Origin of the sequence: Streptomyces fagopyri (assembly GCF_009498275.1) — a bacterium.
Taxonomy (GTDB): Bacteria; Actinomycetota; Actinomycetes; order Streptomycetales; family Streptomycetaceae; genus Streptomyces; species Streptomyces fagopyri.
On sequence record NZ_CP045643.1, the window covers coordinates 8,414,952 to 8,436,469 of the forward strand.

A 21,518-nucleotide genomic window follows, 5' to 3' on the forward strand; every position below is an offset into this window, starting at 1 on the left:
TCAGCATTACATCGCACACCGCACATGGGCCGTCCGCCCACCAGGAGGCTGCTTTGCCGGGAGCGGCGCCACATGTGCGGTCGCGCCGGAGGGCCGACCCCCGATCATTGCGGACGTATGAACGTTGCCGGCGTCGGGGAATAGCCGCGGCGTGATCGTCCTTGCCCCCATGCCGACCCCGGTGCGCCCCCGCCACCGGTGACAGCGAGGGAGAGCGAGGAAGCAGGATGCCCAAGGCGTACGTCTTCACCCGGTACGGCGGCCCCGAGACCGAGGCCCTGGTGGAACAGGACCGGCCGAGCCCGGGAGCCGGCCAGGTGCTCGTCGCCGTCCGTGCGGCGGGGGTGAACCCGGTCGACTGGAAGCAGCGGACGGGCTTCCGCCGCCCCGCCGCGGCGGCTCGCGAACTGCCGGCCGTGTTCGGCAACGAGGTCGCGGGAGTGGTCGAGGAGACCGGCCCCGACGTGACCGGGTTCGCCGTGGGGGACGAGGTCTTCGGCAACCCGGTGGCCGGCGGATACGCCGACTACGCCGTGCTGCCCACGGCGGTGACCGCCCACAAGCCGGCCGCGCTCTCCTTCACGGACGCGGCGACGCTGCCCGTCGCGGCGGCGACGGCGTACGACGCGCTCCACCAGCTCGGCCTGCCCGCCGGCGCGACCGTGCTGATCACCGGCGCGGGCGGCGGCGTGGGTGTCGCGGCCACACAGATCGCGCACGTTCTCGGACTGCGTGTGGTGGGGGTCGCGAGCGACGGCAAGAAGGAGTTCGTCGAGTCGCTCGGAGCCGTGCACGTCCCGGCCGGCCCGGACCTGGCCGAGCGGGTGCGGGCGGCGGCGCCGGACGGTGTGGACGGTGTTCTCGACCTCGTCGGGGGTGAGGTGCTGGAGGCGGCGGCGACGCTGCCGTCCGACCGGACGAAAGTGATCACCGGAGCCGACCGGGAGACGGTCGCGCGACTCGGCGGAGCGGGCGTCGAACGGGCCCGTACGGCCGCCGTCCTCGACGAGGTGGCGCGGCTCGTGGCCGACGGAAGACTCCGGCCCTTCGTGACCGCGACCTTCCCGCTGGACCGGGCCGGCGAGGCGCTGCGCGCGGTCGAGGACGGCCATGTTCGCGGCAAGATCGTGATCGAGGTCGCCCGATGAACGACATCCGAACCCCGGCCACGCATCCGCTGGACAACCCCGCCCTCGGTGCGCTGACCGGACCGCACGCCCACTTTGCCGAGCGCCGCGGCCGCGTCCTGCGCTACCCCGTCGACGTATCCCCGTGGCTGGCTCTGCCCGACGACCCCGACGCGGACGACTGGGCGGATCTCGCGGCCCTCGTGGGTCCCGGCGGCGAGGCTCCGCTGGCCGGGTTCGACGGGCGGACCCCGGACGGCTGGGAACTGACCTTCAGCATCGACGGCGTACAGCTCGTGGACGCCGGTCTCGCGGCGGCCCCGGACGCCGAAGCGGTACGGCTCGGCCCCGCCGACGTACCGGAGATGCTCGACCTGGTGGAGCGCACCAGGCCCGGTCCCTTCCTCGCGCGCACCGTCGAACTCGGCACCTATCTCGGGATCCGCCGGGGCGGTGCGCTGATCGCCATGGCGGGGGAGCGGCTGCGTCCGCCGGGCTGGACCGAGATCAGCGCGGTCTGCACCGACCCCGACTTCCGCGGTGAGGGCCTGGCGTCCCGGCTGATCCTCGCCGTCGCGCACGGGATAAGGGAGCGGGGCGAGACGCCGTTCCTGCACACCGCGGCGGGGAACACCGGCGCGATCCGTCTGTACGAGTCCCTGGGCTTCGAGCTGCGCCGCACGACCCGCTTCCTGGCCGCGCGAGTACCCGAACGCCTGGCCGACGGACAGGCCGTGGGAGTCCGCTGACGACCGGGGCCCGTGGGCGCCGGGCGGCGCACGGGGGTCGCCCGGCGCCCGGGACGGCCGGCGGGAGGTGCCGCGAAGACGCCTCCCGCCGGAGAACCGGTCAGTTCTCCGACGCCGTCCCGACGGATTCCTCGGAATCCCCGGACGCCGTGTTGTATCGCACCAGATACGCGGCGAACCGCTCCAGATCCTCCGCCGGCCAGTCCGCGAGCCGCTCGCGAAAGGCGATCCGGCGGCTGACCGTGACCTGGGCGAGGATCCTGGTGCCCGCCTCTGTCAGCCGCAGTACCTGTACCCGGTGGTCGTCAGGGTCGAGCCGGCGTTCGATCAGCCCGGCCCGCTCCAGCACCGCCACCTGACGGCTCACCGTCGACTTGTCCAGCGCGTAGTGCGCGGCCAGGTCGGTGGCACGGCAGCCGCCGCTCTCCTCCAGGTGGCCGAGCAGGGTGTACGAGACGAGCGAGAGCTCCGGATGCATGCGCCCGGCCGAGGCCCTGGCCCGCCGGGCGAAGGCCGTCATCTCGCGCTGGATCGTCTCGACGGCCGCCCCGGCTGCCGCACCGGTGGTGACGGCGGTCGTGACGACGGTCTCATCGGGCCCTTCGGCTGCCTTCATGGGAACCCTCCCGCTCTCCTGGTTGTATAGTACAACTTGATAGATAGTTGTATATGCCAATCAAAGGAGGTTCCGTGCTCATCGGACTGCGCTCACCGGCCCTGCGCCATGTACTCACGCACCTGGTCACCCCGCTGCTGATGTGTCTCGGTATGGGGTTGGCCTATATGGGCGCGTTTGTCACGCCCGAGCCGCACCACCTCCCCGTGGCGGTCGTGGGCTCCGGCGCCGAGACGAAGGTGTTCGCCCAGACCGTCAAGGACGCGGCGGGAAGCAAGCTCGACGTGCGGACCGTCGCGACCCGCACCGAGGCCGTCGGCCTGCTCAGGTCCCGTGACATCACGGGCGCCTATGTGCCGGGGGCCCGGTCACCCGAACTCGTCGTCGCCACCGCCGCGTCCGACATGGGCGCCACGGCTGTCGAGAAGGTCTTCACACCGGTCGCCGCCCGGCAGGGCGCGGCCCTGAAGGTCACCGACGTCGCCCCGCCGGTCGCCGACGACCCCACGGGCCAGGGGCTGTTCTTCCTGCTGATCGCGCTGAGCATCGGTTCGTACGCGTCGGTCGCCACGCTCGGCGCCGCCGGCGCGGAGCTGTCGCTGCGGATACGAGCCCTGCTGGCCGTCGGGGTCTCGGCGGTGGTGAGCGCCATCGGCGCCCTGCTCGCCGGACCTGTCTTCCATCTCGCGCACCACGACCTCACGAGCGTGTGGGGCATGGCCTGGCTCTACTCGGCGGGCATCCTCTTCGTCGGCGTCGGCCTCCACACGTTCCTCAAGCGGTGGACCACGCTCACCATGATGGTGCTCTTCGTGATGCTCAACTTCACCAGTTCCGGCGGCCTGTTCCGGCCCGAGCTGCAAAACGGCTTCTTCGGCGCGCTGCACTCCTTCTGGAACGGCGCCGGCTTCGTCGAGGGCGTCCGCAGCCTCCTCTACTTCGACCGTGACGGACTGGGCGGCGACGTGTGGACGCTGGCCATCTGGCTGGCCTTCGGTCTGCTGGTCACGGCCGTCGCCGGCGCCGTCGAACGCCGGCGTGCCAGGGGAGCCGTACGGGAGGAGTCCGTACCGGCGCCGCCGGAGGAGACCGAACAGAGCGGTGCCGCGCGGGAGCGGGAGGCCGCGGAGGAGCTGGAGGAGTCCGTCGCGGTCTGACCGGTTCCCGTGGGACGGTTCCTGTAAGGTGACCGTTCCGGCTGTGGAACGCCCCAGCCCAGGAGTTGCCGAGGAGGTGGGACCCATTACCGCCAGTTCAGGTCGGGTGCTCTCACCTCGGGTCGACGCGGCTCACCGCCGGTAGGTGACCACGAGAGCGCCCTTCGGCTCACCGAAAGGCTCTCGGCTTCCATGCCTTCTCCATCCGTTTCCGTTGTCGCCGCTCTCCGTGCCGCAGGCTGTGTCTTCGCCGAGGACGAGGCGGAGTTGATACTCTCCACCGCCCGCACCCCGGACGAGGTCACCGCCATGGTGGACCGGCGCGCCTCGGGACTTCCCCTCGAACACGTCCTCGGCTGGGCCGGGTTCCACGGTCTGCGCATCGCCGTGGGGCCGGGTGTGTTCGTGCCGCGCCGCCGTACCGAGTTCCTCGTCGACCGGGCCGTCGCCCTGGGGCGGAACGTCTCCCTGGTGGTGGATCTGTGCTGCGGCTCGGGTGCGGTCGGCGCCGCGCTGGCCGCGTCCCTCGGCTCACCCGAACTGCACGCCGCCGACATCGACCCGGCCGCGGTCCGCTGTGCCCGCCGCAACGTCGCGCCCTACGGGGGTCTGGTCCACCAGGGCGACCTGTACGCGGCCCTCCCCGACATCCTGCGCGGCCGCGTCGACATCCTCGCAGCCAACGTGCCGTACGTCCCCACGGACGAGGTCGGCCTGCTGCCGCCCGAGGCCCGCGACCACGAACCGCGCACCGCCCTCGACGGCGGCGCGGACGGCCTCGACATCCTGCGCCGGGTGGCCGAGGAGGCGCCCCGCTGGCTGGCCCCCGGTGGCAGCCTCCTGGTCGAGACGAGCGAACCCCAGGCGCCCCTGGCCGTCGAGGCCTTCGCCCGCGGCGGCCTCATCGCCCGCCTGGCCGTCTCCGACGAGCTGTACGCCAATGTCGTCATCGGCACCAGACCCCTGAGTGACCGAACCCTGAGTGACCGAACCCTGAGCGACCGACCGTGAGCGACCGGCCCTGAGCGATCTGGTCCTGAGCGGCACGGCTCTGAGTGGCCGGGCCCCGAGTGACCGGGCCCTGCTCGACCGGGCCCGGTCGCTCCCCCATGCTGCGTCCGGGCCCTGATCGTCACCCCGCTCCGGTCGCGCCGCCATGCCGTGGCCGAGCGGAGGTGGGGGGCCGAGGCCGGACCGTGAGCGGCGCCCGGGAGTTCCGCGTGGCGTGGCGTGGCGTGGCGTGGCAGGGCCGGGCGGGGCGGGGCAGGGCCGGGGTGGTGGCGCGGCTGTGCGCGCCGGGTGGCCACCGTCCGAGGGATTCCGAGTGACCCTCCTCATTGTGCAACTAGTTGCACAAGGCGTGCCCGTTCGTCTACAACAGACGTACGACACCGCGCACGGAGGGCCCGATGAGCCGTTACCCGCACCTGCTGAACCCGCTCGACCTGGGATTCACCACGCTGCCCAACCGCGTCCTCATGGGCTCCATGCACGTGGGTCTGGAGGAGGCCGAGCGAGGCTTCGAGCGGATGGCGGAGTTCTACGCCACCCGCGCGCGCGGCGGTGTCGGCCTCATGGTCACCGGCGGTATCGCCCCCAACGACGCGGGCCGGCCCTACGAGGGCGGCGCCAAGCTGACCACCGAGGCCGAGGCCGACCAGCACGCCGGGATCACCGCCGCGGTGCACCGCGAGGGCGGGAAGATCGCGATGCAGATCCTGCACTTCGGGCGCTACGCCTACCATCAGGACCTGGTCGCGCCCAGTGCCCTTCAGGCACCGATCAGCCCCTTCACGCCGCACGCGCTCACCGACGCCGAGGTCGAGCAGACGATCGACGACTACGCGCGCGCCGCCCGGCTCGCGCAGCGGGCCGGCTACGACGGCGTCGAGATCATGGGCTCCGAGGGCTACCTGATCAACGAGTTCATCGCCGTCCAGGCCAACCGGCGCGAGGACCGCTGGGGCGGCTCCTACGAGAACCGGATGCGGTTCCCCGTCGAGATCGTCCGCCGGGTGCGCGAGGCCGTCGGCGAGAACTTCATCATCATCTACCGCCTCTCGATGCTGGACCTGGTGCCCGGTGGCTCCTCCCTGGACGAGGTGATCACGCTCGCCCGGGCCGTGGAGGCCGCCGGAGCCACGATCATCAACACCGGCATCGGCTGGCACGAGGCCCGTATCCCCACCATCGCCACCTCCGTGCCGCGCGGCGCCTACGCCTGGGTGACCAAGAAGGTGATGGGCGCGGTCTCAGTCCCCCTCGTGACCACCAACCGCATCAACACCCCTGAAATCGCCGAGCAGTTGCTCGCGGACGGCCACGCGGACATGGTGTCGCTCGCCCGGCCAATGCTCGCCGACCCCGACTTCGTCGCCAAGGCGGCGGCCGGGCAGCCGGAGGCCATCAACACCTGCATCGGCTGCAACCAGGCCTGCCTCGACCACACCTTCAGCGGCCGGATCACCTCGTGCCTGGTGAACCCGCGGGCCTGCCACGAGACCGAGCTGGTCCTCTCCCCGACCCGGCTGCGCAAGCGCGTCGCCGTGGTGGGCGCGGGCCCCGCCGGACTGGCCTGCGCGGTCTCCACGGCCGAGCGCGGCCACGACGTCACGCTCTACGACGCGGCCGGTGAGATCGGCGGCCAGCTGAACGTGGCCCGCAAGGTCCCCGGCAAGCAGGAGTTCGACGAGACGATCCGGTACTTCCGGACCCAGCTCGAACGGCACGGTGTGGACGTGCGGTTGAACACCCGCGTCGCCGCCGGTGACCTGTCCGGCTACGACGAAGTGGTGGTCGCCACCGGCGTGCGTCCGCGCACCCCCGAGATACCCGGCGTCGACCACCCCAGTGTCGTCGGCTACCTCGACGTCCTGCGGGACGGCGCCCCCGTCGGCGACCGGGTCGCGATCCTCGGCGCGGGCGGCATCGGCTTCGACGTCGCCGAGTACCTGACCGACGGCGGTGACAAGGCGAGCGAGGACCCGGCGACCTACTTCCGCAACTGGGGCGTCGACATGGACTACCGCGCTCCCGGCGGCCTGGGCGCACCCGACCGGCCCGCACCGCCGCGCACGGTCCACCTCCTGCAGCGCAAGGCGTCCAAGGTCGGCGCCGGCCTCGGCAAGACCACGGGCTGGATCCACCGCACCGAACTCAAGCACCGGGGCGTGACCATGGTTGCGGGCGTCCGGTACGACCGGATCGACGACGCGGGACTGCACGTCACCGTCGACGGCACGGGCCAGGTGCTGGAGGTCGACACCATCGTGCTGTGCACCGGGCAGGAGCCTCGCCGCGACCTGTACGAGGAGCTGTCCGCCGCGGGGCGCAGCGTGCATCTGATCGGCGGCGCCGACGTGGCCGCCGAGCTGGACGCCAAGAGGGCCATCAAGCAGGGCACGGAGCTGGCGGCGGCACTGTAGGAGCCGGTCGCGCACGACAGCGAGGGCCGTCCCCGGCGGGCGGCCCTCCCTAGGATGAGCCCATGTCACTGCCGCACGCGATCCTCACCGCTCTCCTCGAAAGGCCCTCGTCGGGACTCGAACTCACCAGGCGGTTCGACAAATCGATCGGCTACTTCTGGTCGGCGACGCATCAGCAGATCTACCGCGAGCTGGGAAGGCTGGAGTCCGGGGGATACATCCGCGCCCTGCCGACCGCGCAGCCGGCCCGCGGACAGAAGAAGAGCTACGAGGTGCTGCCGGCGGGCCGCGACGAGCTGGCCCGCTGGACCGCGGTGAGTCAGGAGCCCAAGCCCCTGCGCGACACGATGCTGCTGCGGCTGCGGGCCTCGGCGGTCGTCGGCACCGCGGGCATCGAGGCCGATCTGCGTCGGCATCTCGCCCTGCATCAGGAGCAGTTGGCGGAGTACGAGGAGATCCAGGAACGGGACTTCCCACCTGGCAGGAGCGCTCCCGAGGATCGTCTGCGGCATCTGGTGCTGCGGGCCGGTATCGATCTGGAGACCTTCTGGACCCAGTGGCTGGGCCATGCGCTGGAGGAGTTCGAGCACCTGGGAGACCCGCGCGCGCGGCGGGAGGAGTCCGACTCCGGGCCCGCGTCGGATGCTCCGGGGGAGGACCGGTCCGCGTCGGGCTGAGGCGAGGTGGGTGTGTCCCGCGCCGGACGAGCGACCGTCACTGTGGTGGGCCGGTCTTGGTGGGTCAGAGTGATTGCGGCAGCGCCGGTGGGTCACAGCCGTTGGGGCTCGGACCGGCGGCGCAGGAACCAGACCGTGCTCACGACCGCCGTGGTGACGAGGGTCCCGCCGACCACCGTGGTGGCCGTGCTGTGGTCCGTGGCCGTCCCGCCGAGACCGGCCGACACCCCGCGGGTCGGCGCCGCCGTCGGGGGGAGTGCGGGTGCGGCGGACGCCGAGGACGTCGAAGCCACCGACGGTGAGGGAGACGGCGGAGGTGTCGAAGGCGCGGAGACGCGTACGGCCTGAGTACCCGCCGTCCGCCCGTCCTGGCAGAGCACGATGACGGTGTACGTGCCGGCGCCGACGCCCGACCACACCGCCGACTGACCCGCGCTCGTCCCGGTCAGGGACATCTGTCGCCCCTGGGAGAAGTCCGACTGCCCAGGGGAGAGCAGGGAGGCGCTGCCGAAACCCCCGTCCACGCTCCGACAGGCGCGGGTGGTGACCGTGACCTCGGAACCGCTGGTGCTCACAGAGATGCCCGAAGCCGCCGCGGCGGCGGTCGCCGCGGCCAGGGCCAGCGGAAGCACTGCGGCGGCCGTGGCCAGGCCCGAGCGGCGGAGATCCCGAGTAGTGCGCATTGGACTGTCCTCCAGCGGCACGGCCGGCGGGACGCCCGATGCGCCGCCGAGGAGGGGGAAGGGCCCGTGCTGTCTCGGGACGAGCCAACGGGCCCCCGGCCTGGCCCGCACGCGGACAAGACCGGGCAGGTGACGAATTCCTTCGTCCGGCGGACGGCTCCCGGCCGTCGCCCGCCGTCACGCGCCCCTCGCCGTCACGCGTCGCCCGCGGTCACCCACCTCCCGTATCACCCTCCCGTCGTCACGGACCGTTCCGCCGAGAACCCGCCCCAGGTCCCGTCCGGCAGCTTCGCCCGCAACCGCACCCGGTACACGACCCCGGCGTCCCGGCCGACGTAGAAGCTGTACGTGGACCGGCCACGCGGGGGTGTGCCGCCCCAGACGAGCGAGGTCGCCTGATGTCCGTCCAGGTCGATCCGGTACTCCGTGATCACTCCGTCCGTGCGCGGCGGGATCCAGGACAGGTCCAGGTAGTAGGCGCCGTCCTTGCGGTGGGCGCGGACGCCGAACTCGGTCGGCGCGGTGCCCCGGCCGTCGCCGGCGCCCGGTTCGGTGGCCAGCCGTACGGCGGCGCTCGCGGGGGAGACGTTGTCGGCGGCGTCGCGTGCCCTGACGGTGAAGGAGTAGTCGGTGCCCGGGCGCAGCCCGGTGACCACCGTCGCGGTCTGTGCGCCGCCGACGCTGTGGATCTTCGAGTCGCCCTGGTAGATGTCGTACGAGGCGACACCGCGCGCGTCGGTGGACGGCGACCACTCCAATTGCGCCGCCCGGCTCCCGACCGCCTTGCCGCTGGGCCGGCCGGGCCGGCTCGGCGGGGTACGGTCCGCGGCGACCGCCGCAGGTGTGGTCGCCCGGACCGCGGCACTCGGCGGTCCGGGGTTCCCGTCGGAGTCCAGGGCCCGGACGGTGAAGACGTAGGCCGTGGCCGGAGCGAGCCTGGTGACATCCACCATGTGCTCGGCGCCGGGCACCCGGTCGACCTTGGTGGTGCCGCGATACACCTCGTAGGCGGTGACCTCCGGCTTTCCCGAGACCCGGTTCCACATCACGTGCACGCTGGTCGCACTGCCCGCCGCGGCCGTGACCCCCATCGGGGCCGGGGGCAGCGGGCCACCGGGGTCGTCCGCGCCTCCGGCGCACGAGGTCAGGACGAACAGTGAGCCGCACACCACCGCGGGGAAAACGCGTCGCACGGGCCTGCCTCCCCTCGACGGGATTGGTCTGTACCTATAAGACACGGTCGGCGTGGCCACATCAAGGGCGCGGACGGCCGTTCGTCGGACCGCCGCCGGCTACGTATGCTGATCCCTGACGCGGCGCGAACTCACCCACCACTCAGGGGAGTTCGCGCCCACGGCGCGGACCGCTGTCGTCGCTGTTCCCGCGCCGGCGAGGGCGGCCGAGCGGCCCGGACCGACCGAGGACCGGGCCCTCGGCCGCGGCATGCGCCCGCCCGGTCCGCCGTGCTCCTTCCGGCCCTCCCAGGTGGACGCGCTGTAGGACGCGCACCAGATTGGGTGAGAGCCCGTCAACGTCTCCCGGGAGAGGGTCCCCCATCGTGCGTGCCCTGCGTGCTTTGCGTGTCCGGTCGCTCGTGCTGGCCGCGGCCGGCGTCGTCGTGCTCGTTCCCGCGATGTGCGCCGCCGCCGACCCGGACCCCACCGCGCCCGCGGTGGGCGAGGGAACCGTGCGGGCCGCCGAGCTCCTCGCGAAGGTGCGCGAATGCGTTCCCGTGTCGAAGGGGCGCTACCGCACCGACGAAGGCACCCGCGCCGAGATCCCCGTCTGCGGGGCGCGGGGCGTCGTCTTCTGGAAGGCCGACATGGACATCGACTGCGACGGCCGCCCCGGGGACCTGTGCAACCGGCGGACCGATCCGCTCTTCTCCGCCGCCACCGCCTACCGGCAGACGGACGGCCGCTACCTGAGCGCCGAGACCCTCCCGTACGTCGTGGTGCCCGCGCCCAGCGGCGTGTGGGACCACCGCGACCAGGGCATCGGCGGCGGGTCGGTGGTCGCCGTGATCTACCGGGACCGGGTCCAGTACGCGGTTGTCGGCGACACCGGCCCCCGCCACATCATCGGCGAGGCCTCGTACGCCACCGCCAAGGCGCTCGGCATCCGAACCGATCCGCGTGACGGCGGGACGGCGTCAGGGGTCACCTACATCGCATTCCGCGACTCCCAGGTGAAGCCCATCGAGGACCACGCGGCCGCTGTGGCGGAGGGCGAGCGGCTGGCCAGGCTGTTCCTGCGGGACGGATGAGCGGCGGCGCCCCCCGACCCCGGCGGACCGCCCGCGGCACCGTCGCCGCCGTGACGGAAGGAGGCTGGCCCCGCGGAGCCCACGCCGGACGGGGAGCCCCCGGGGTGAACCCGAGGGCTCCGGATCCGGGACTTCGGCTCCGGCCCTGGACCTCCGCCCCGGTCAAGGAGCGGCGGGCCTCGGCCGTCCGCCCGTACAGCCCTCGCGCGCCCGCCCCACGACGCGCGGCCTCACTCCATGCGGCCTCACACCATCCGGCCTCACACCATCCGGCCTCACACCATCACGCCTCATGCCCTGCGGATTCATGCCTTGCGGTACGTGTACGCCTCCGCGGCCGCCGCCTCGACGGCCGCGAGGTCCGCTCCCGCCGAGGCCGTGACGACCGCGGCCACCGCGCCTTCGACGAAGGGGGCGTCCACCAGGCGGGTGTTGCCGGGCAGTTCGTCGCCCTCCGCGAGGAGGGCCTTCACCGTGAGCACCGCGCTGCCCAGATCCATGAGGACGGCCACCCCGGCGCCACGGTCCACGGAGGCGGCAGCCGCCGAGATCAGTTCGGCGCTGGTGCCGAGACCGCCGTCCGCCGTACCGCCGGCCGGGGCGACGGGCGCGATCGTGCCGCCGCCCGCGAGCCCCGTCGCCAGTTCGGCGACCGAGGCGGCGACGGCGGCGCTGTGCGAGACGAGCACGATGCCGACGAGCCCGTCCGCGGTGTTCCCCGAGTCACTCACCGGACGCCTCCACGAGTGCTCCGATCAGCAGGGACGACGAGGTGGCGCCGGGATCCTGGTGCCCGATGCTGCGCTCGCCCAGATAACTCGCCCTGCCCTTGCGGGCCTGCAACGGGATCGTGGCGGCGGCGCCCTCCTCCGCGGCGGCGGCCGCGGCGGTGAAGGAGTCGGACAGCGCGTCCACCGCGGGCACCAGCGCGTCGATCATCGTCTTGTCGCCGGGGGCGGCCCCGCCCAGCGCCATGACCGCGTCGACGCCTGCCCGCAGCGCGTCGGTGAACTGTTCCCCGGAGACCTCGGAGGCGTCCCCGAGAGCCTTTCCGGTACGGCGCAGCAGCGTGCCGTACAAAGGCCCCGACGCACCGCCGACCGTGGAGATCAGCTGGCGTCCGGCCAGTTGGAGGACGGCGCCGGGAGTGTCCGGCGCGTCCTTCTCCAGCACGTTCACCACGGCGATGAACCCGCGCTGCAGATTGCTGCCGTGGTCGGCGTCACCGATCGGTGAGTCCAGAGCCGTGAGCCGCTGCGCCTCACGTTCCACCGACGCGGCGGTCGCCGTCATCCAGCGGCGGAAGAAATCGGCGTCGAGCACAGAATCTCCTTGCGTGGTACCAGCGTTGGACGGATGAGATGAGTCGTGGATGTGGCCGCGGTCGTAGCGGTGACCACGTCCGTGGCAGTGGCAGTGGCAGTGGCAGTGGCGGTGGCAGTGGCAGTGGCGGTGGCGGTGGCCGTGGTCACGGCCTGCCGGGCGGCGGGCCGGTTCACACGCCCCAGCGCAGCCCCGGTGTCTTCACCGGCGCGTCCCACAATCGCAGCAGTTCCTCGTCCACCTGACACAGCGTCACCGAGGCGCCGGCCATGTCCAGCGAGGTGACGTAGTTGCCGACCAGCGTGCGCGCGACGGGGATCCCGCGCTCGCCGAGCACCCGCTGCACCTCCGCGCTGAACCCGTACAGCTCCAGGAGGGGCGTCGCGCCCATGCCGTTGACCAGGAGGAGGACGGGGTTGCGCGGATTCATGTCCTCCAGGATCGCGTGCACCGAGAAGTCGGCGATCTCGCGGGAGGTCATCATCGCGCGCCGCTCCCGGCCGGGCTCGCCGTGGATGCCGACGCCCAGTTCCAGTTCCCCGGGCGGCAGGTCGAAGGTCGGGCTGCCCTTGGCCGGCGTGGTGCAGGCACTGAGCGCGACACCGAAGCTCCGGGAGTTCTCGTTGACCTGACGGGCCAGCGACTCCACCCGCTCCAGCGGCGCGCCCTCCTCGGCCGCGGCGCCCGCGATCTTCTCCACGAACAGTGTCGCGCCCGTACCGCGCCGGCCGGCCGTGTAGAGACTGTCGGTGACGGCGACGTCGTCGTTGACCAGCACCTTGGCGATCTGGATGCCCTCGTCCTCGGCGAGTTCGGCCGCCATGTCGAAGTTCAGGACGTCACCGGTGTAGTTCTTCACGATGAACAGCACTCCCGCGCCACTGTTCACGGCGGCGGCGGCCCGCAGCATCTGGTCCGGTACGGGAGAGGTGAAGACCTCGCCCGGACAGGCCGCCGACAGCATTCCGGGACCGACGAAACCGCCGTGCAGGGGCTCGTGACCCGATCCGCCGCCGGAGACCAGCCCCACCTTTCCGGCCAACGGGGCGTCACGCCGTACGATCACGCGGTTCTCGACGTCCACGGTGAGGTCCGGGTGCGCGGCCGCCATACCCCGCAGGGCGTCCGCGACCACCGTCTCCGCCACGTTGATCAGCATCTTCATGGGTACCTCCTGGTGAGCGTAAGAGTGGAGCCCGTGACCTGTGTTCTCGTCCGTTCGTTGGGCGAGGAGAGCGTTCGGTTCCGGCGGTCCGTCGGTGCTGAGGGCTCGTCACTGCGAAGTATCGGTCTTGGAGGGGCGATGGTCACGTGTACCGACACGCTCGGGTCGGTTCGGGTCGTGTACCTGCCGGTTCGGACGCTCCGCCGCCCCCCTCGCCGTCCGGGGCGCGGGTCCCCGCAGAGCACGCGGTAGTGGCGAGGGGTGACACTGCCGTCCCTGTCGTGGCGGACGGCGCGGTGAGGTCGCCGAACCCCCGCGGAATCGCCGGTGAGCGGCAACCGACGGATCCGGCGCTGGATTTCCCTCGTCCTGACGGGTGCACGGGAACGACGAGACGGCAAGGGGCGGGACGGACATGGTGTGGCACGGCGGGCGGGGATGGTACGGCCGGGTACTCGCGGCGGCGGTCGGCGTGACGGCGGTCGCCGTCACCACTTCGGTGTGGAGCGCGCAGGCCGGGCCCGTCGCCGGCCGGCCGGCGCGGGCGGAAGAGGTGGTCCGCCCTTCCTGGCCGAACGCCCAGGGGCCCGCGAGAGTGCCGGTGTCGGTGACCATCACCCATGCCTCGGACCGCGGCGCCCGGGGCGTCAACATCACCATCGACGACGGACCGGACCCGGTCTGGACACCGCGGGTGCTGGAGGTACTGCGGGAGTACGGCGTGAAGGCCACGTTCTGCATGGTGGGAACGCAGGCCCAGGCGCACCCGGACCTGGTCAGGGCGGTCGTGGCGGCCGGGCACCGGCTGTGCGACCACACGGTGTCGCACGACACCACCATGGACACCAAGTCCGAGTCCTACCAGTCGCGGCAGATCCTGGACGCCGAACGCATGATCACCAAGGCGTCCGGGGGAGTCCGGCCGCAGTACTACCGGGCCCCGGGCGGCGCCTTCACGCCGTACAGCCGCAAGCTGGCCGCCTCGCGCGGGATGCGGCCGCTGGGCTGGAACGTCGACTCCAAGGACTTCGAGCGGCCCGGCACCGACGTCCTGGTCGCCACCGTCAAGCAGGAGATCGCCAACGGCCCGACCGTCCTCTTCCACGACGCGGGCGGTGACCGCTCCGAGAGCGTCGAGGCCCTGCGCGAGCTCCTGCCGTGGCTGAGGCGACAGGGGTACTCCTTCGGTTTCCCCGTGCGCTGACCCGAAGGCGTCCGTCAGGACCGGTGCGTCCCCTGGTCGTGAACCCTGAGGGTCCCCCGGTCGCTCTCCCGCAGCGCCCGGCCGATGATCAGACGCTGGATCTGGTTGGTGCCCTCGAAGATCTGCATGACCTTGGCCTCGCGCATGTAGCGCTCGACCGGGAAGTCACGGGTGTACCCCGCGCCCCCCAGCACCTGGACGGCGTCGGTGGTGACCTTCATGGCGTTGTCGGTGGCGATCAGCTTGGCGACGGACGCCTCGCAGCTGAACGGGAGCCCCTGGTCCTTGAGCCGCGCGGCGGCGAGCGTGGTGGCGCGGGAGGCCTGTACGGCCGCGGCCATGTCCGCGAGGACGAAGGCAAGTCCCTGGTGTTCGATGATGGGGCGCCCGAAGGTCTCCCGCTCCCGGGAGTAGCGCAGCGCGTGGTCCAGCGCTCCCTGGGCCAGACCCGTGGCCACCGAGGCGATGCCCAGCCGGCCGCAGTCCAGCCCGGCGAAGGCGATCGCGAGGCCCTGTCCCTCCTCGCCTATCCGGTGCTCCACGGGAACGCGGGCGCTCTCCAGGCGCACCGTGGCGGTGGCCGATCCGGTCAGGCCCATCTTGTGCTCGGGCGGATCGGCGATGACGCCGGGGGTGTCGGCCGGGACGAGGAAGCAGGAAATGGCCCGCGAGCCCGTGTCGGACGTCCGCGCCATGACCGTGTAGAAGTCCGCGTGGCCGCCGTGCGTGGTCCACGCCTTGGCACCGTCGAGCACGTAGTGGTCGCCGTCCCTGACGGCCCGCGTGCGCATCGCCCCGGGGTCGGATCCGGCATGGGCCTCCGACAGGCAGTAGGCGCCGAGCAGCTCGCCGCCGAGCATGCCGGGCAGCCACTTGTCCTTCTGCTCCCGTGTGCCGAACGCGGCGAGGCCGAAGCAGGACAGCGCGTGCACCGAGACGCCGACCGCGACGCTGGCCCACACGGCGGCGATCTCCTCGACGACCTGGAGGTAGACCTCGTACGGCTGGCCGCCACCGCCGTACTCCTCGGCGTACGGCAGGCTCAGCAGGCCGGCCCGGCCGAGGGTGCGGAAGACCTCGCGCGGGAACTTCTCCTCGGCCTCGGCCTCGGCGACGCGAGGGGCGAGCTCCTTCTCGGCGAGCTCGCGGGTCAGGCCGATCAGGTCGACGGCTTCCGGCGAGGGCAGCGTTCGGGTGGCTGGCATGGTGATTCCTCGGTCGCTCGGGGAATTAATGATACGGCGATCGATACAACAGTATCGTTTTTGGTACCGTATGGCCATGCAGTGCAGAGATGGATCCGTCGGCCCGCTCGCGGGGCTGCGCGTCCTGGAACTCGCGGGACTCGGGCCGGCTCCGCACGCGGCCATGGTGCTGGCCGACCTCGGCGCCGACGTGGTGCGGGTCGAACGGCCGTCCGGGCGGGCGCTCAGCCTGGGCGCCCCCGGCGCGACCGACGCCGTGCAGCGTGGCCGCCGGTCGGTCTTCGCCGATCTCAAGGAGACCGCGGGGCGGACGCTGGTGCGAGCGCTGGCGGCGCGGGCCGACGTCCTCATCGAGGGCCTGCGGCCCGGTGTCGCCGAGCGGCTCGGGATCGGCCCGGACGACTGCCGCCGGGCGAACCCGGGGCTCGTCTACGCCCGGATCACCGGCTGGGGCCAGGACGGGCCGCTCGCCCGGGATCCCGGACACGACCTGAACTACATCGGGCTCACCGGTGTCCTGCACGCGATGGGCCGGGGCGACGGCCCGCCGGCCCCGCCGCTGAACCTCGTGGGGGACTTCGGCGGCGGATCCATGCTCCTGGTCGTGGGTGTACTCGCCGCGCTCTGGGAGCGCACCCGGTCGGGCGCCGGGCAGGTCGTCGACGCCGCCATGGTGGACGGGACGGCGCTGCTGGGCCAGATGGCGTACGCGCTGCGCGGCATGGGGGAGTGGTCGGACGAGCGCAGTTCGAACCTTCTCGACGGGGCCGCGCCCTTCTACGACACCTATGTGTGCGGCGACGGCAAGTACGTGGCCGTCGCCGCGCTCGAACCGCAGTTCTTCGCGGCCCTGCTCGACGGGCTGGATCTCGTCCCCGCCGAGCTGCCCGCGCAGGGCGACCGTGACGGGTGGCCGGTGCTGCGGTCCCGGTTCACGGGCAGGTTCACCTCCCGCACGCGCGACGAGTGGGCGGAGCACTTCGCCGGTACGGACGCGTGCGTGACACCCGTGCTCACCTTCGCCGAGGCGGGAGCGCACCCGCACATGGTGGCCCGGCGCACCCTGGTCGAGGTGGACGGCATCCTGCAGGCCGCCCCCGCGCCGCGGTTCTCCCGCACCCCGAACGGACAGCCGTCGGCGCCAGGTGCGGCGGGCGCGGACACCGAGGCGGTGCTCCGTGACTGGGGCGTCGAGTCCTCGCCCCCCGCGGTCCGGTCAGGGTGAGACGGCGTGCACGATGAGCGAGGCCAGCTCCGCGTAGGCCTCCGCGTCGCTCAGCCCGGTGCGCGCGGCCACCTCGCCGCGCTGGATCTCCTGCATGGTGGCGGCCACCACCTCGCCCACGAAGGCGGCGTGGACGTCACGGAACGCGCCCGCGGCGACGCCGTCCGCGATCAACTGCCTGATCCGGGCGGCGGCGAGGCGTGTGTTGGCCTCGTACACCTCACGGGCCGGTTCGAACTCGGCCATGTCGTCGAGGAATCGCCGGGACAGCGGACGCAGCCGCTCGGCGACCGCGTTCAGGTAGACCACCACGCGGTCGGCCGGCGCGGAGGTGTCCGCCACCTGCTTCTCGATGGCGCCGGCCGCCTCCCGGAAGTAGTGCTTGACCGCCTCCCGGACCAACTCCTGCTTGCTTCCCGCGAGTTGGTAGAGCGTCGTCTTCGAGCAACGCAGCCGTTCGGTCAGCTCGTCCAGCGTGAACGACGCGAACCCCTCCGCCGTCAGCAGGACGACGAGCCGTTCGAGGAGATCTGTCTGGCGCGCTGTTCGACGTGTGGACGGCATGACCTCAGCGTAACCGTTCACCCCCGAGGGCCCGGATCCCGGCGGTGAGGGCCGGCCCGGCACGCTTCCGGCCGAGCCGGGCCGGCTTCCCCGGGGCCTGGCGGGACAGCCCTCAGGGGCGCACCGTGGCCCGCCGTTCCAGGATGTCCAGGGCCCGCTCGGCCCACCGGATGTTCTCCTCCTCGAAGGAACGTCCGCGCATCAGCGTGAGATAGGGACCCACACGTTCCGCGCGGACCAGGAACTCCTCCTCCGTGCGTCCGTCCAGCAACCGCGCGCGCAGTCGTTCGTAGCGGGCCAGCTTGGCGCGCGCCCACTCCAGCCGCTCGGTGATCGCCGCCCGTACCGCCGTGTCGTCGCCCGCGTCGACGGCCTGCACCTTGACCAGCAGCTCGTCCCGGATGGCGGTGGGCTTCGGAGGGTCGGCCGTGAACTCGCGCAGGGCGGCGCGGCCCGCCGCGGTGAGGGAGAAGACCCGTTTGTTAGGGCGCCGCTCCTGCCGTACCAGCCGGGCCTCGATGAGTCCGTCGGACGTCATCCGCTCCAGCTCCCGGTAGAGCTGCTGGGGGGTTGCCATCCAGAAATTGGCCACCGAGGCGTCGAAACCCTTGGCCAGGTCGTACCCCGACGCCTCACCCTCCAGGAGCGCGGCGAGGACCGCGTTGCGCAATGCCATGGGCCAAGGCTAGACGGCATTCACCCCCGCGACTAATCTGTTGCGCACTTATTCAATTAGTTGACTATGAGAGCGGAGACCCAGATGCATCCCTTCCGCAAGGCCGTGGAGGCCGGTGACCTCGCCGCGGTCGAGGAGCTGCTGGCCGACGACGTCGTGTTCACCAGCCCCGTCGCCTTCAAGCCCTACCCGGGCAAGGCGATCACCGCGGCCATCCTGCGCGGCGTCACCCGCGTCTTCACCGACTTCCGCTACGTACGGGAGATCGCGGGTGCCGACGGCCGTGACCACGCGCTGGTCTTCACGGCGAAGGTGGGCGACAAGGAGATCAACGGCTGCGACTTCTTGCACTTCGACGAGGACGGCAGGATCGACGACCTGATGGTCATGGTCCGCCCTCTCTCGGCGGCCCACGCGCTCTCCGAGGCGATGGGCGCGCAGTTCGAGCGGATCTCGCGGGAGGCGGCCGAGGCCACGGGCCGGTGAGCCGCGTCCCCCGGGGCCGACGTCCACGCGGTGTTCGAGGCGACCCCCGGGGGCTACCCGCGTCCGGTGACGACGACGAAGACAGCAACGGCGGCGACGGCGGCGGCGAAGACAGCGGCGAAACGGGCGACCGTACCGGCGTCCGAGCAGGAACCGATCCGCTTCCTGGAGGACCGCTTCGACTGCGCGCAGGCCTGCGTGGAGTGCGCCTGCGCGCTGCGGGCGAGCCGCATGGATCCCGACGGACCCGAGGTGCGGCAACTCGCCCGGCGCATGGGCCTGATGTGCGCCGACGTGTGTGACGCGACCTGCCTCGTCCTGGACGGGCAGGGTCACCGGGGTGAGGCGGGCATCCGTGTCCAGGTCGAGTGGTGCCGGTCCGTCTGCCGCGAGTGCGCGGACGTCTTCGACCGGTGCCTGGGCGCCCAGGTCACCGTGCGGGCCTGCCGTGCGTGCGCGCAGGCCTGCACGGACTTCCTCGCGACGCTGCTACCCGGCTGAGTCGTCGGCTTCCGCCGACCGGGCGAGCGGTCGTCCGACCCGTACGTTCCAGCGCCCGGAGCGGCCGCTGAACTCGGTGGCGGTCAGGGGCGGTACGTCGACCCGCCAGAAGGCCGGCTCCGGGGCGCCCAACACCCGTACCACCAGGGCCCGTACCACCTCCGGCTCCACCACGGCGACGGTCCGTCCCGTCCATCGCGCGGCCGTGTCGAGGCAGCCCTCCACGCGATCGCAGAACGCCCGCACCGACTCCCCGCCGTGCGGCGCCGCGTCGGGATCGGACAGCCACCGGGCCACCGCCTCGGGTTCCCCGGAGCCCACCTCGTCCAGCGTCGCGCCACGCCAACGGCCCACGTCGAGACCGGCCAGCTCCGGTACGTCCAGCACCGCGTCCAGGCCCAGCGCGTCGGCGGTCTCGCGGCACCGCACGCTGGGGGAGACCCACAGCCGCTCCGCGCCGGGGACCGCGCCCGCGGCGGCCCGTGCCATCCGCAGCCCCGCTGCCTCCACCCGGCTCCCTTCGTCGAAGCGGGCCTCCCGCAGCGCCGCGCTGAGCGCGGCTGAGATCAAGATCACTCGGCTCGTCATACGTTCACTCTCGTGCGCTGTCGTGGTCGCCCGTGCCCGAAGTCCCCGCCGGGAGCGGGGAATCCGCCGACGTCGTGCCGCCGCCGGCGCGCAACCGCCTTGCCCCGCCGCGCCCTTGGCCGGGCCCCGCCTTCGCGGTACGGTCTGGATGATATTGACGACGGTTCGGCGGAAGTCCGGTGGGAGTCCGGCACGGTCGCGCCACTGTATGCCCAGCACACGCCACCCCTCCCAGGGGCGGCGGAGGTCGAGCAAGTCAGACCCGCGGCCGTCGTCCTGTGCACCACCGAGACGGGACGCGAGTTCCCCAGGAGGTTCCGCCCCATGGCGCAGTCCGTCGTCCAGCCGACCGCCACTCCCACCGCCGTTCCGGCCAGACTGCCGATCGCGGCGATCGTCCCGTGGGCGGTCTTCTTCGGCATCCTGATGCTGGTCCTGCTCTACTTCGTCGGCGCCGAACAGGGCGCCACCTCCCTCGTGTCCGGCGAGAACGTCCACGAGTGGGTGCACGACGCCCGCCACCTCCTCGGATTCCCCTGCCACTGACGGCGCGGACGGAAGGGGGTGCCCGCCGGGGCGCCCCCTTCTCGCATGTCGCCGCCATTCCCTATTTCTGGAACACGTTCTACGGTGTGCGCCGTCAGGTCCCGCTTTGGGGAGCCAGGAGGCGCCGTGCATCTCGAATACACGCCGGAGCAGCAGCGGTTGCGGACCGAACTGCGCGACTACTTCGCCGAGCTGGTGCCCGACAACGCCTACGCCCGGTACGGCGACCCGGCGGCCCAGAAGCGGTTCTACCGGAAGACGGTCCGCCGGCTCGGCACGGACGGCCGGCTCGGTGTGGGCTGGCCCAAGGAGTACGGCGGCAGCGGGCTCACGCCCATGGAGCAGTTCATCTTCTTCGACGAGGCCGCCCAGGCGGGCGTACCTCTGCCGCTGATGGCGCTCAACACCGTCGGCCCCACGATCATGCGGTTCGGCACCGAGGAGCAGAAGGGGTACTTCCTGCCCCGGATCCTCTCCGGCGAGATCGACTTCGCGATCGGCTACAGCGAGCCCGACGCGGGCACCGATCTGGCCGCGTTGAAGACCAGGGCCGTACGCGAGGGCGACGAGACCACCGGCCACTACACGGTCAACGGGCAGAAGATCTGGACGACGAACGGCGACACCGCCGACTGGGTGTGGCTCGCGGTCCGGACCGACCCGGACGCGCCGCCCCACAAGGGCATCACCATGCTCCTCGTACCGACCTCCGACCCCGGATACTCCTGCACCCTCATCAACACCCTCGCCTCGCACGACACCACCGCCAGCTACTACGAGAACATCCGTGTCCCCGCCTCCCGCCGGGTCGGCGAGGAGAACAAGGGCTGGCGGCTGATCACCAACCAGCTCAACCACGAGCGCGTCACCCTCGCCGCGCACGGCACCATGGCGATCCGCGCCCTGCACGACGTCCAGCGCTGGGCCATGGAGACCAAACTCGCCGACGGCCGCCGGGTCGTCGACCTCCCCTGGGTGCGCCGCCGGCTCGCGCAGACCCACACCCGGCTCGACGCCATGAAGCTCCTGAACTGGCAGATGGTCAACGCCGTCCAGGAGGGCACCCTCACCCCGCAGGACGCCTCCGCGGTCAAGGTGTACGGCTCCGAGGCGCGCCGGGACGCGTACGCCTGGCTCATGGAGATCGTCGCCGCGCCGGGTGTCCTGAAGGAGGGCTCGGCGGGCGCGGTCCTGCACGGCGAACTGGAACGCGGCTACCGGTCGGCGGTGATCTTCACCTTCGGCGGCGGCAACAACGAGATCCAGCGCGAGATCATCTCGTGGATCGGGCTGGGGATGCCACGGGTGCGGCGTTGACGCGCCGGGGGGAGACCC

The 21,518-nt window shown here is 72.2% G+C and carries 23 protein-coding genes; 13 read left to right on the forward strand and 10 right to left on the reverse strand.

What is annotated here, in order from left to right; genetic code table 11:
- Positions 1–227 precede the first annotated feature (227 nt).
- Positions 228–1,148: an NADP-dependent oxidoreductase gene (locus GFH48_RS36375; RefSeq protein ID WP_153292314.1), complete on the forward strand. Its 921-nt coding sequence runs from the start codon at positions 228–230 to the stop codon at positions 1,146–1,148.
- Positions 1,145–1,876 (forward strand): GNAT family N-acetyltransferase, encoded by a 732-nt coding sequence (locus tag GFH48_RS36380; RefSeq protein WP_153292315.1) that lies wholly within the window; start codon positions 1,145–1,147, stop codon positions 1,874–1,876. Before GFH48_RS36375 ends, GFH48_RS36380 begins: the two co-directional genes overlap by 4 nt.
- 100 nt (positions 1,877–1,976) lie before the next feature.
- Here the strand turns inward: GFH48_RS36380 and GFH48_RS36385 are convergent, their stop codons facing one another.
- Entirely contained in the window at positions 1,977–2,492 is a 516-nt protein-coding gene (locus GFH48_RS36385) for a MarR family winged helix-turn-helix transcriptional regulator (RefSeq protein WP_153292316.1), read from the reverse strand.
- Positions 2,493–2,578: 86 nt separating this feature from the next.
- Between GFH48_RS36385 and GFH48_RS36390 the strand changes: the two genes are divergently transcribed.
- The 4 genes from GFH48_RS36390 to GFH48_RS36405 all read left to right on the forward strand — a co-directional run bounded on the left by GFH48_RS36390 (position 2,579) and on the right by GFH48_RS36405 (position 7,751).
- Positions 2,579–3,649 (forward strand): ABC-2 transporter permease, encoded by a 1,071-nt coding sequence (locus tag GFH48_RS36390; protein WP_153293287.1) that lies wholly within the window; start codon positions 2,579–2,581, stop codon positions 3,647–3,649.
- A 192-nt stretch (positions 3,650–3,841) separates the two neighbouring features.
- Positions 3,842–4,660, forward strand: coding sequence for a putative protein N(5)-glutamine methyltransferase (locus GFH48_RS36395; RefSeq protein ID WP_153292317.1), 819 nt, complete (start codon positions 3,842–3,844; stop codon positions 4,658–4,660).
- Positions 4,661–5,058: 398 nt separating this feature from the next.
- Entirely contained in the window at positions 5,059–7,074 is a 2,016-nt protein-coding gene (locus tag GFH48_RS36400) for an NADPH-dependent 2,4-dienoyl-CoA reductase (protein ID WP_153292318.1), read from the forward strand.
- Between the two features lie 62 nt (positions 7,075–7,136).
- The gene (locus GFH48_RS36405) at positions 7,137–7,751 is read left to right on the forward strand and encodes a PadR family transcriptional regulator (protein WP_153292319.1); all 615 of its coding nucleotides are present in this window, start codon (positions 7,137–7,139) and stop codon (positions 7,749–7,751) included.
- Positions 7,752–7,843: 92 nt separating this feature from the next.
- Here GFH48_RS36405 and GFH48_RS36410 read toward each other — a convergent pair whose 3' ends face one another.
- Both GFH48_RS36410 and GFH48_RS36415 read right to left on the reverse strand, forming a co-directional pair.
- A complete protein-coding gene (locus GFH48_RS36410) occupies positions 7,844–8,434 on the reverse strand; it encodes a hypothetical protein (RefSeq protein ID WP_153292320.1) in 591 nt (196 codons plus the stop codon).
- 227 nt (positions 8,435–8,661) lie between these two features.
- Positions 8,662–9,627 (reverse strand): fibronectin type III domain-containing protein, encoded by a 966-nt coding sequence (locus tag GFH48_RS36415; RefSeq protein WP_228121151.1) that lies wholly within the window; start codon positions 9,625–9,627, stop codon positions 8,662–8,664.
- A 383-nt stretch (positions 9,628–10,010) separates the two neighbouring features.
- Between GFH48_RS36415 and GFH48_RS36420 the strand changes: the two genes are divergently transcribed.
- Entirely contained in the window at positions 10,011–10,700 is a 690-nt protein-coding gene (locus GFH48_RS36420; RefSeq protein WP_228121152.1) for a glycoside hydrolase family 75 protein, read from the forward strand.
- A gap of 305 nt (positions 10,701–11,005) precedes the next feature.
- On the opposite strand, the gene GFH48_RS36425 is transcribed toward GFH48_RS36420, so the two are convergent.
- From GFH48_RS36425 to dhaK, 3 genes are all read right to left on the reverse strand, one after another.
- Positions 11,006–11,431: a PTS-dependent dihydroxyacetone kinase phosphotransferase subunit DhaM gene (locus tag GFH48_RS36425; RefSeq protein ID WP_153292321.1), complete on the reverse strand. Its 426-nt coding sequence runs from the start codon at positions 11,429–11,431 to the stop codon at positions 11,006–11,008.
- Positions 11,424–12,023, reverse strand: a complete 600-nt coding sequence (dhaL, locus tag GFH48_RS36430; protein ID WP_153292322.1) for a dihydroxyacetone kinase subunit DhaL — start codon at positions 12,021–12,023, stop codon at positions 11,424–11,426. Before dhaL ends, GFH48_RS36425 begins: the two co-directional genes overlap by 8 nt.
- A gap of 172 nt (positions 12,024–12,195) precedes the next feature.
- A complete protein-coding gene (gene dhaK, locus GFH48_RS36435; RefSeq protein ID WP_153292323.1) occupies positions 12,196–13,188 on the reverse strand; it encodes a dihydroxyacetone kinase subunit DhaK in 993 nt (330 codons plus the stop codon).
- A 415-nt stretch (positions 13,189–13,603) separates the two neighbouring features.
- Here dhaK and GFH48_RS36440 point away from each other — a divergent pair, with 415 nt between their 5' ends.
- Entirely contained in the window at positions 13,604–14,392 is a 789-nt protein-coding gene (locus GFH48_RS36440; protein ID WP_153292324.1) for a polysaccharide deacetylase family protein, read from the forward strand.
- Positions 14,393–14,406: 14 nt separating this feature from the next.
- On the opposite strand, the gene GFH48_RS36445 is transcribed toward GFH48_RS36440, so the two are convergent.
- On the reverse strand, positions 14,407–15,597 hold the full coding sequence (locus GFH48_RS36445; protein WP_153292325.1) for an acyl-CoA dehydrogenase family protein: 1,191 nt from the start codon (positions 15,595–15,597) through the stop codon (positions 14,407–14,409).
- Between the two features lie 76 nt (positions 15,598–15,673).
- Here GFH48_RS36445 and GFH48_RS36450 point away from each other — a divergent pair, with 76 nt between their 5' ends.
- Positions 15,674–16,822, forward strand: coding sequence for a CaiB/BaiF CoA transferase family protein (locus GFH48_RS36450; RefSeq protein WP_153292326.1), 1,149 nt, complete (start codon positions 15,674–15,676; stop codon positions 16,820–16,822).
- Here GFH48_RS36450 and GFH48_RS36455 read toward each other — a convergent pair.
- Positions 16,814–17,386 carry a TetR/AcrR family transcriptional regulator gene (locus tag GFH48_RS36455; protein WP_153292327.1) on the reverse strand — a complete coding sequence of 191 codons (573 nt, stop codon included), beginning with the start codon at positions 17,384–17,386 and terminating at the stop codon, positions 16,814–16,816. The genes GFH48_RS36450 and GFH48_RS36455 overlap by 9 nt on opposite strands.
- Before the next feature lie 112 nt (positions 17,387–17,498).
- The gene (locus tag GFH48_RS36460) at positions 17,499–18,062 is read right to left on the reverse strand and encodes a PadR family transcriptional regulator (RefSeq protein WP_153292328.1); all 564 of its coding nucleotides are present in this window, start codon (positions 18,060–18,062) and stop codon (positions 17,499–17,501) included.
- Positions 18,063–18,146: 84 nt separating this feature from the next.
- Here GFH48_RS36460 and GFH48_RS36465 point away from each other — a divergent pair, with 84 nt between their 5' ends.
- A complete protein-coding gene (locus tag GFH48_RS36465) occupies positions 18,147–18,548 on the forward strand; it encodes a nuclear transport factor 2 family protein (protein ID WP_153293290.1) in 402 nt (133 codons plus the stop codon).
- 156 nt (positions 18,549–18,704) lie between these two features.
- Complete coding sequence (locus tag GFH48_RS36470; RefSeq protein ID WP_153293291.1) at positions 18,705–19,049, forward strand: ferredoxin; 345 nt, start codon at positions 18,705–18,707, stop codon at positions 19,047–19,049.
- On the opposite strand, the gene GFH48_RS36475 is transcribed toward GFH48_RS36470, so the two are convergent.
- The gene (locus GFH48_RS36475; protein WP_153292329.1) at positions 19,038–19,637 is read right to left on the reverse strand and encodes a histidine phosphatase family protein; all 600 of its coding nucleotides are present in this window, start codon (positions 19,635–19,637) and stop codon (positions 19,038–19,040) included. The genes GFH48_RS36470 and GFH48_RS36475 overlap by 12 nt on opposite strands.
- Positions 19,638–19,961: 324 nt before the next feature.
- Between GFH48_RS36475 and GFH48_RS36480 the strand changes: the two genes are divergently transcribed.
- The gene (locus GFH48_RS36480; protein WP_153292330.1) at positions 19,962–20,183 is read left to right on the forward strand and encodes a CbtB domain-containing protein; all 222 of its coding nucleotides are present in this window, start codon (positions 19,962–19,964) and stop codon (positions 20,181–20,183) included.
- A gap of 126 nt (positions 20,184–20,309) precedes the next feature.
- Positions 20,310–21,500, forward strand: coding sequence for an acyl-CoA dehydrogenase family protein (locus GFH48_RS36485; RefSeq protein WP_153292331.1), 1,191 nt, complete (start codon positions 20,310–20,312; stop codon positions 21,498–21,500).
- Positions 21,501–21,518 lie beyond the last annotated feature (18 nt).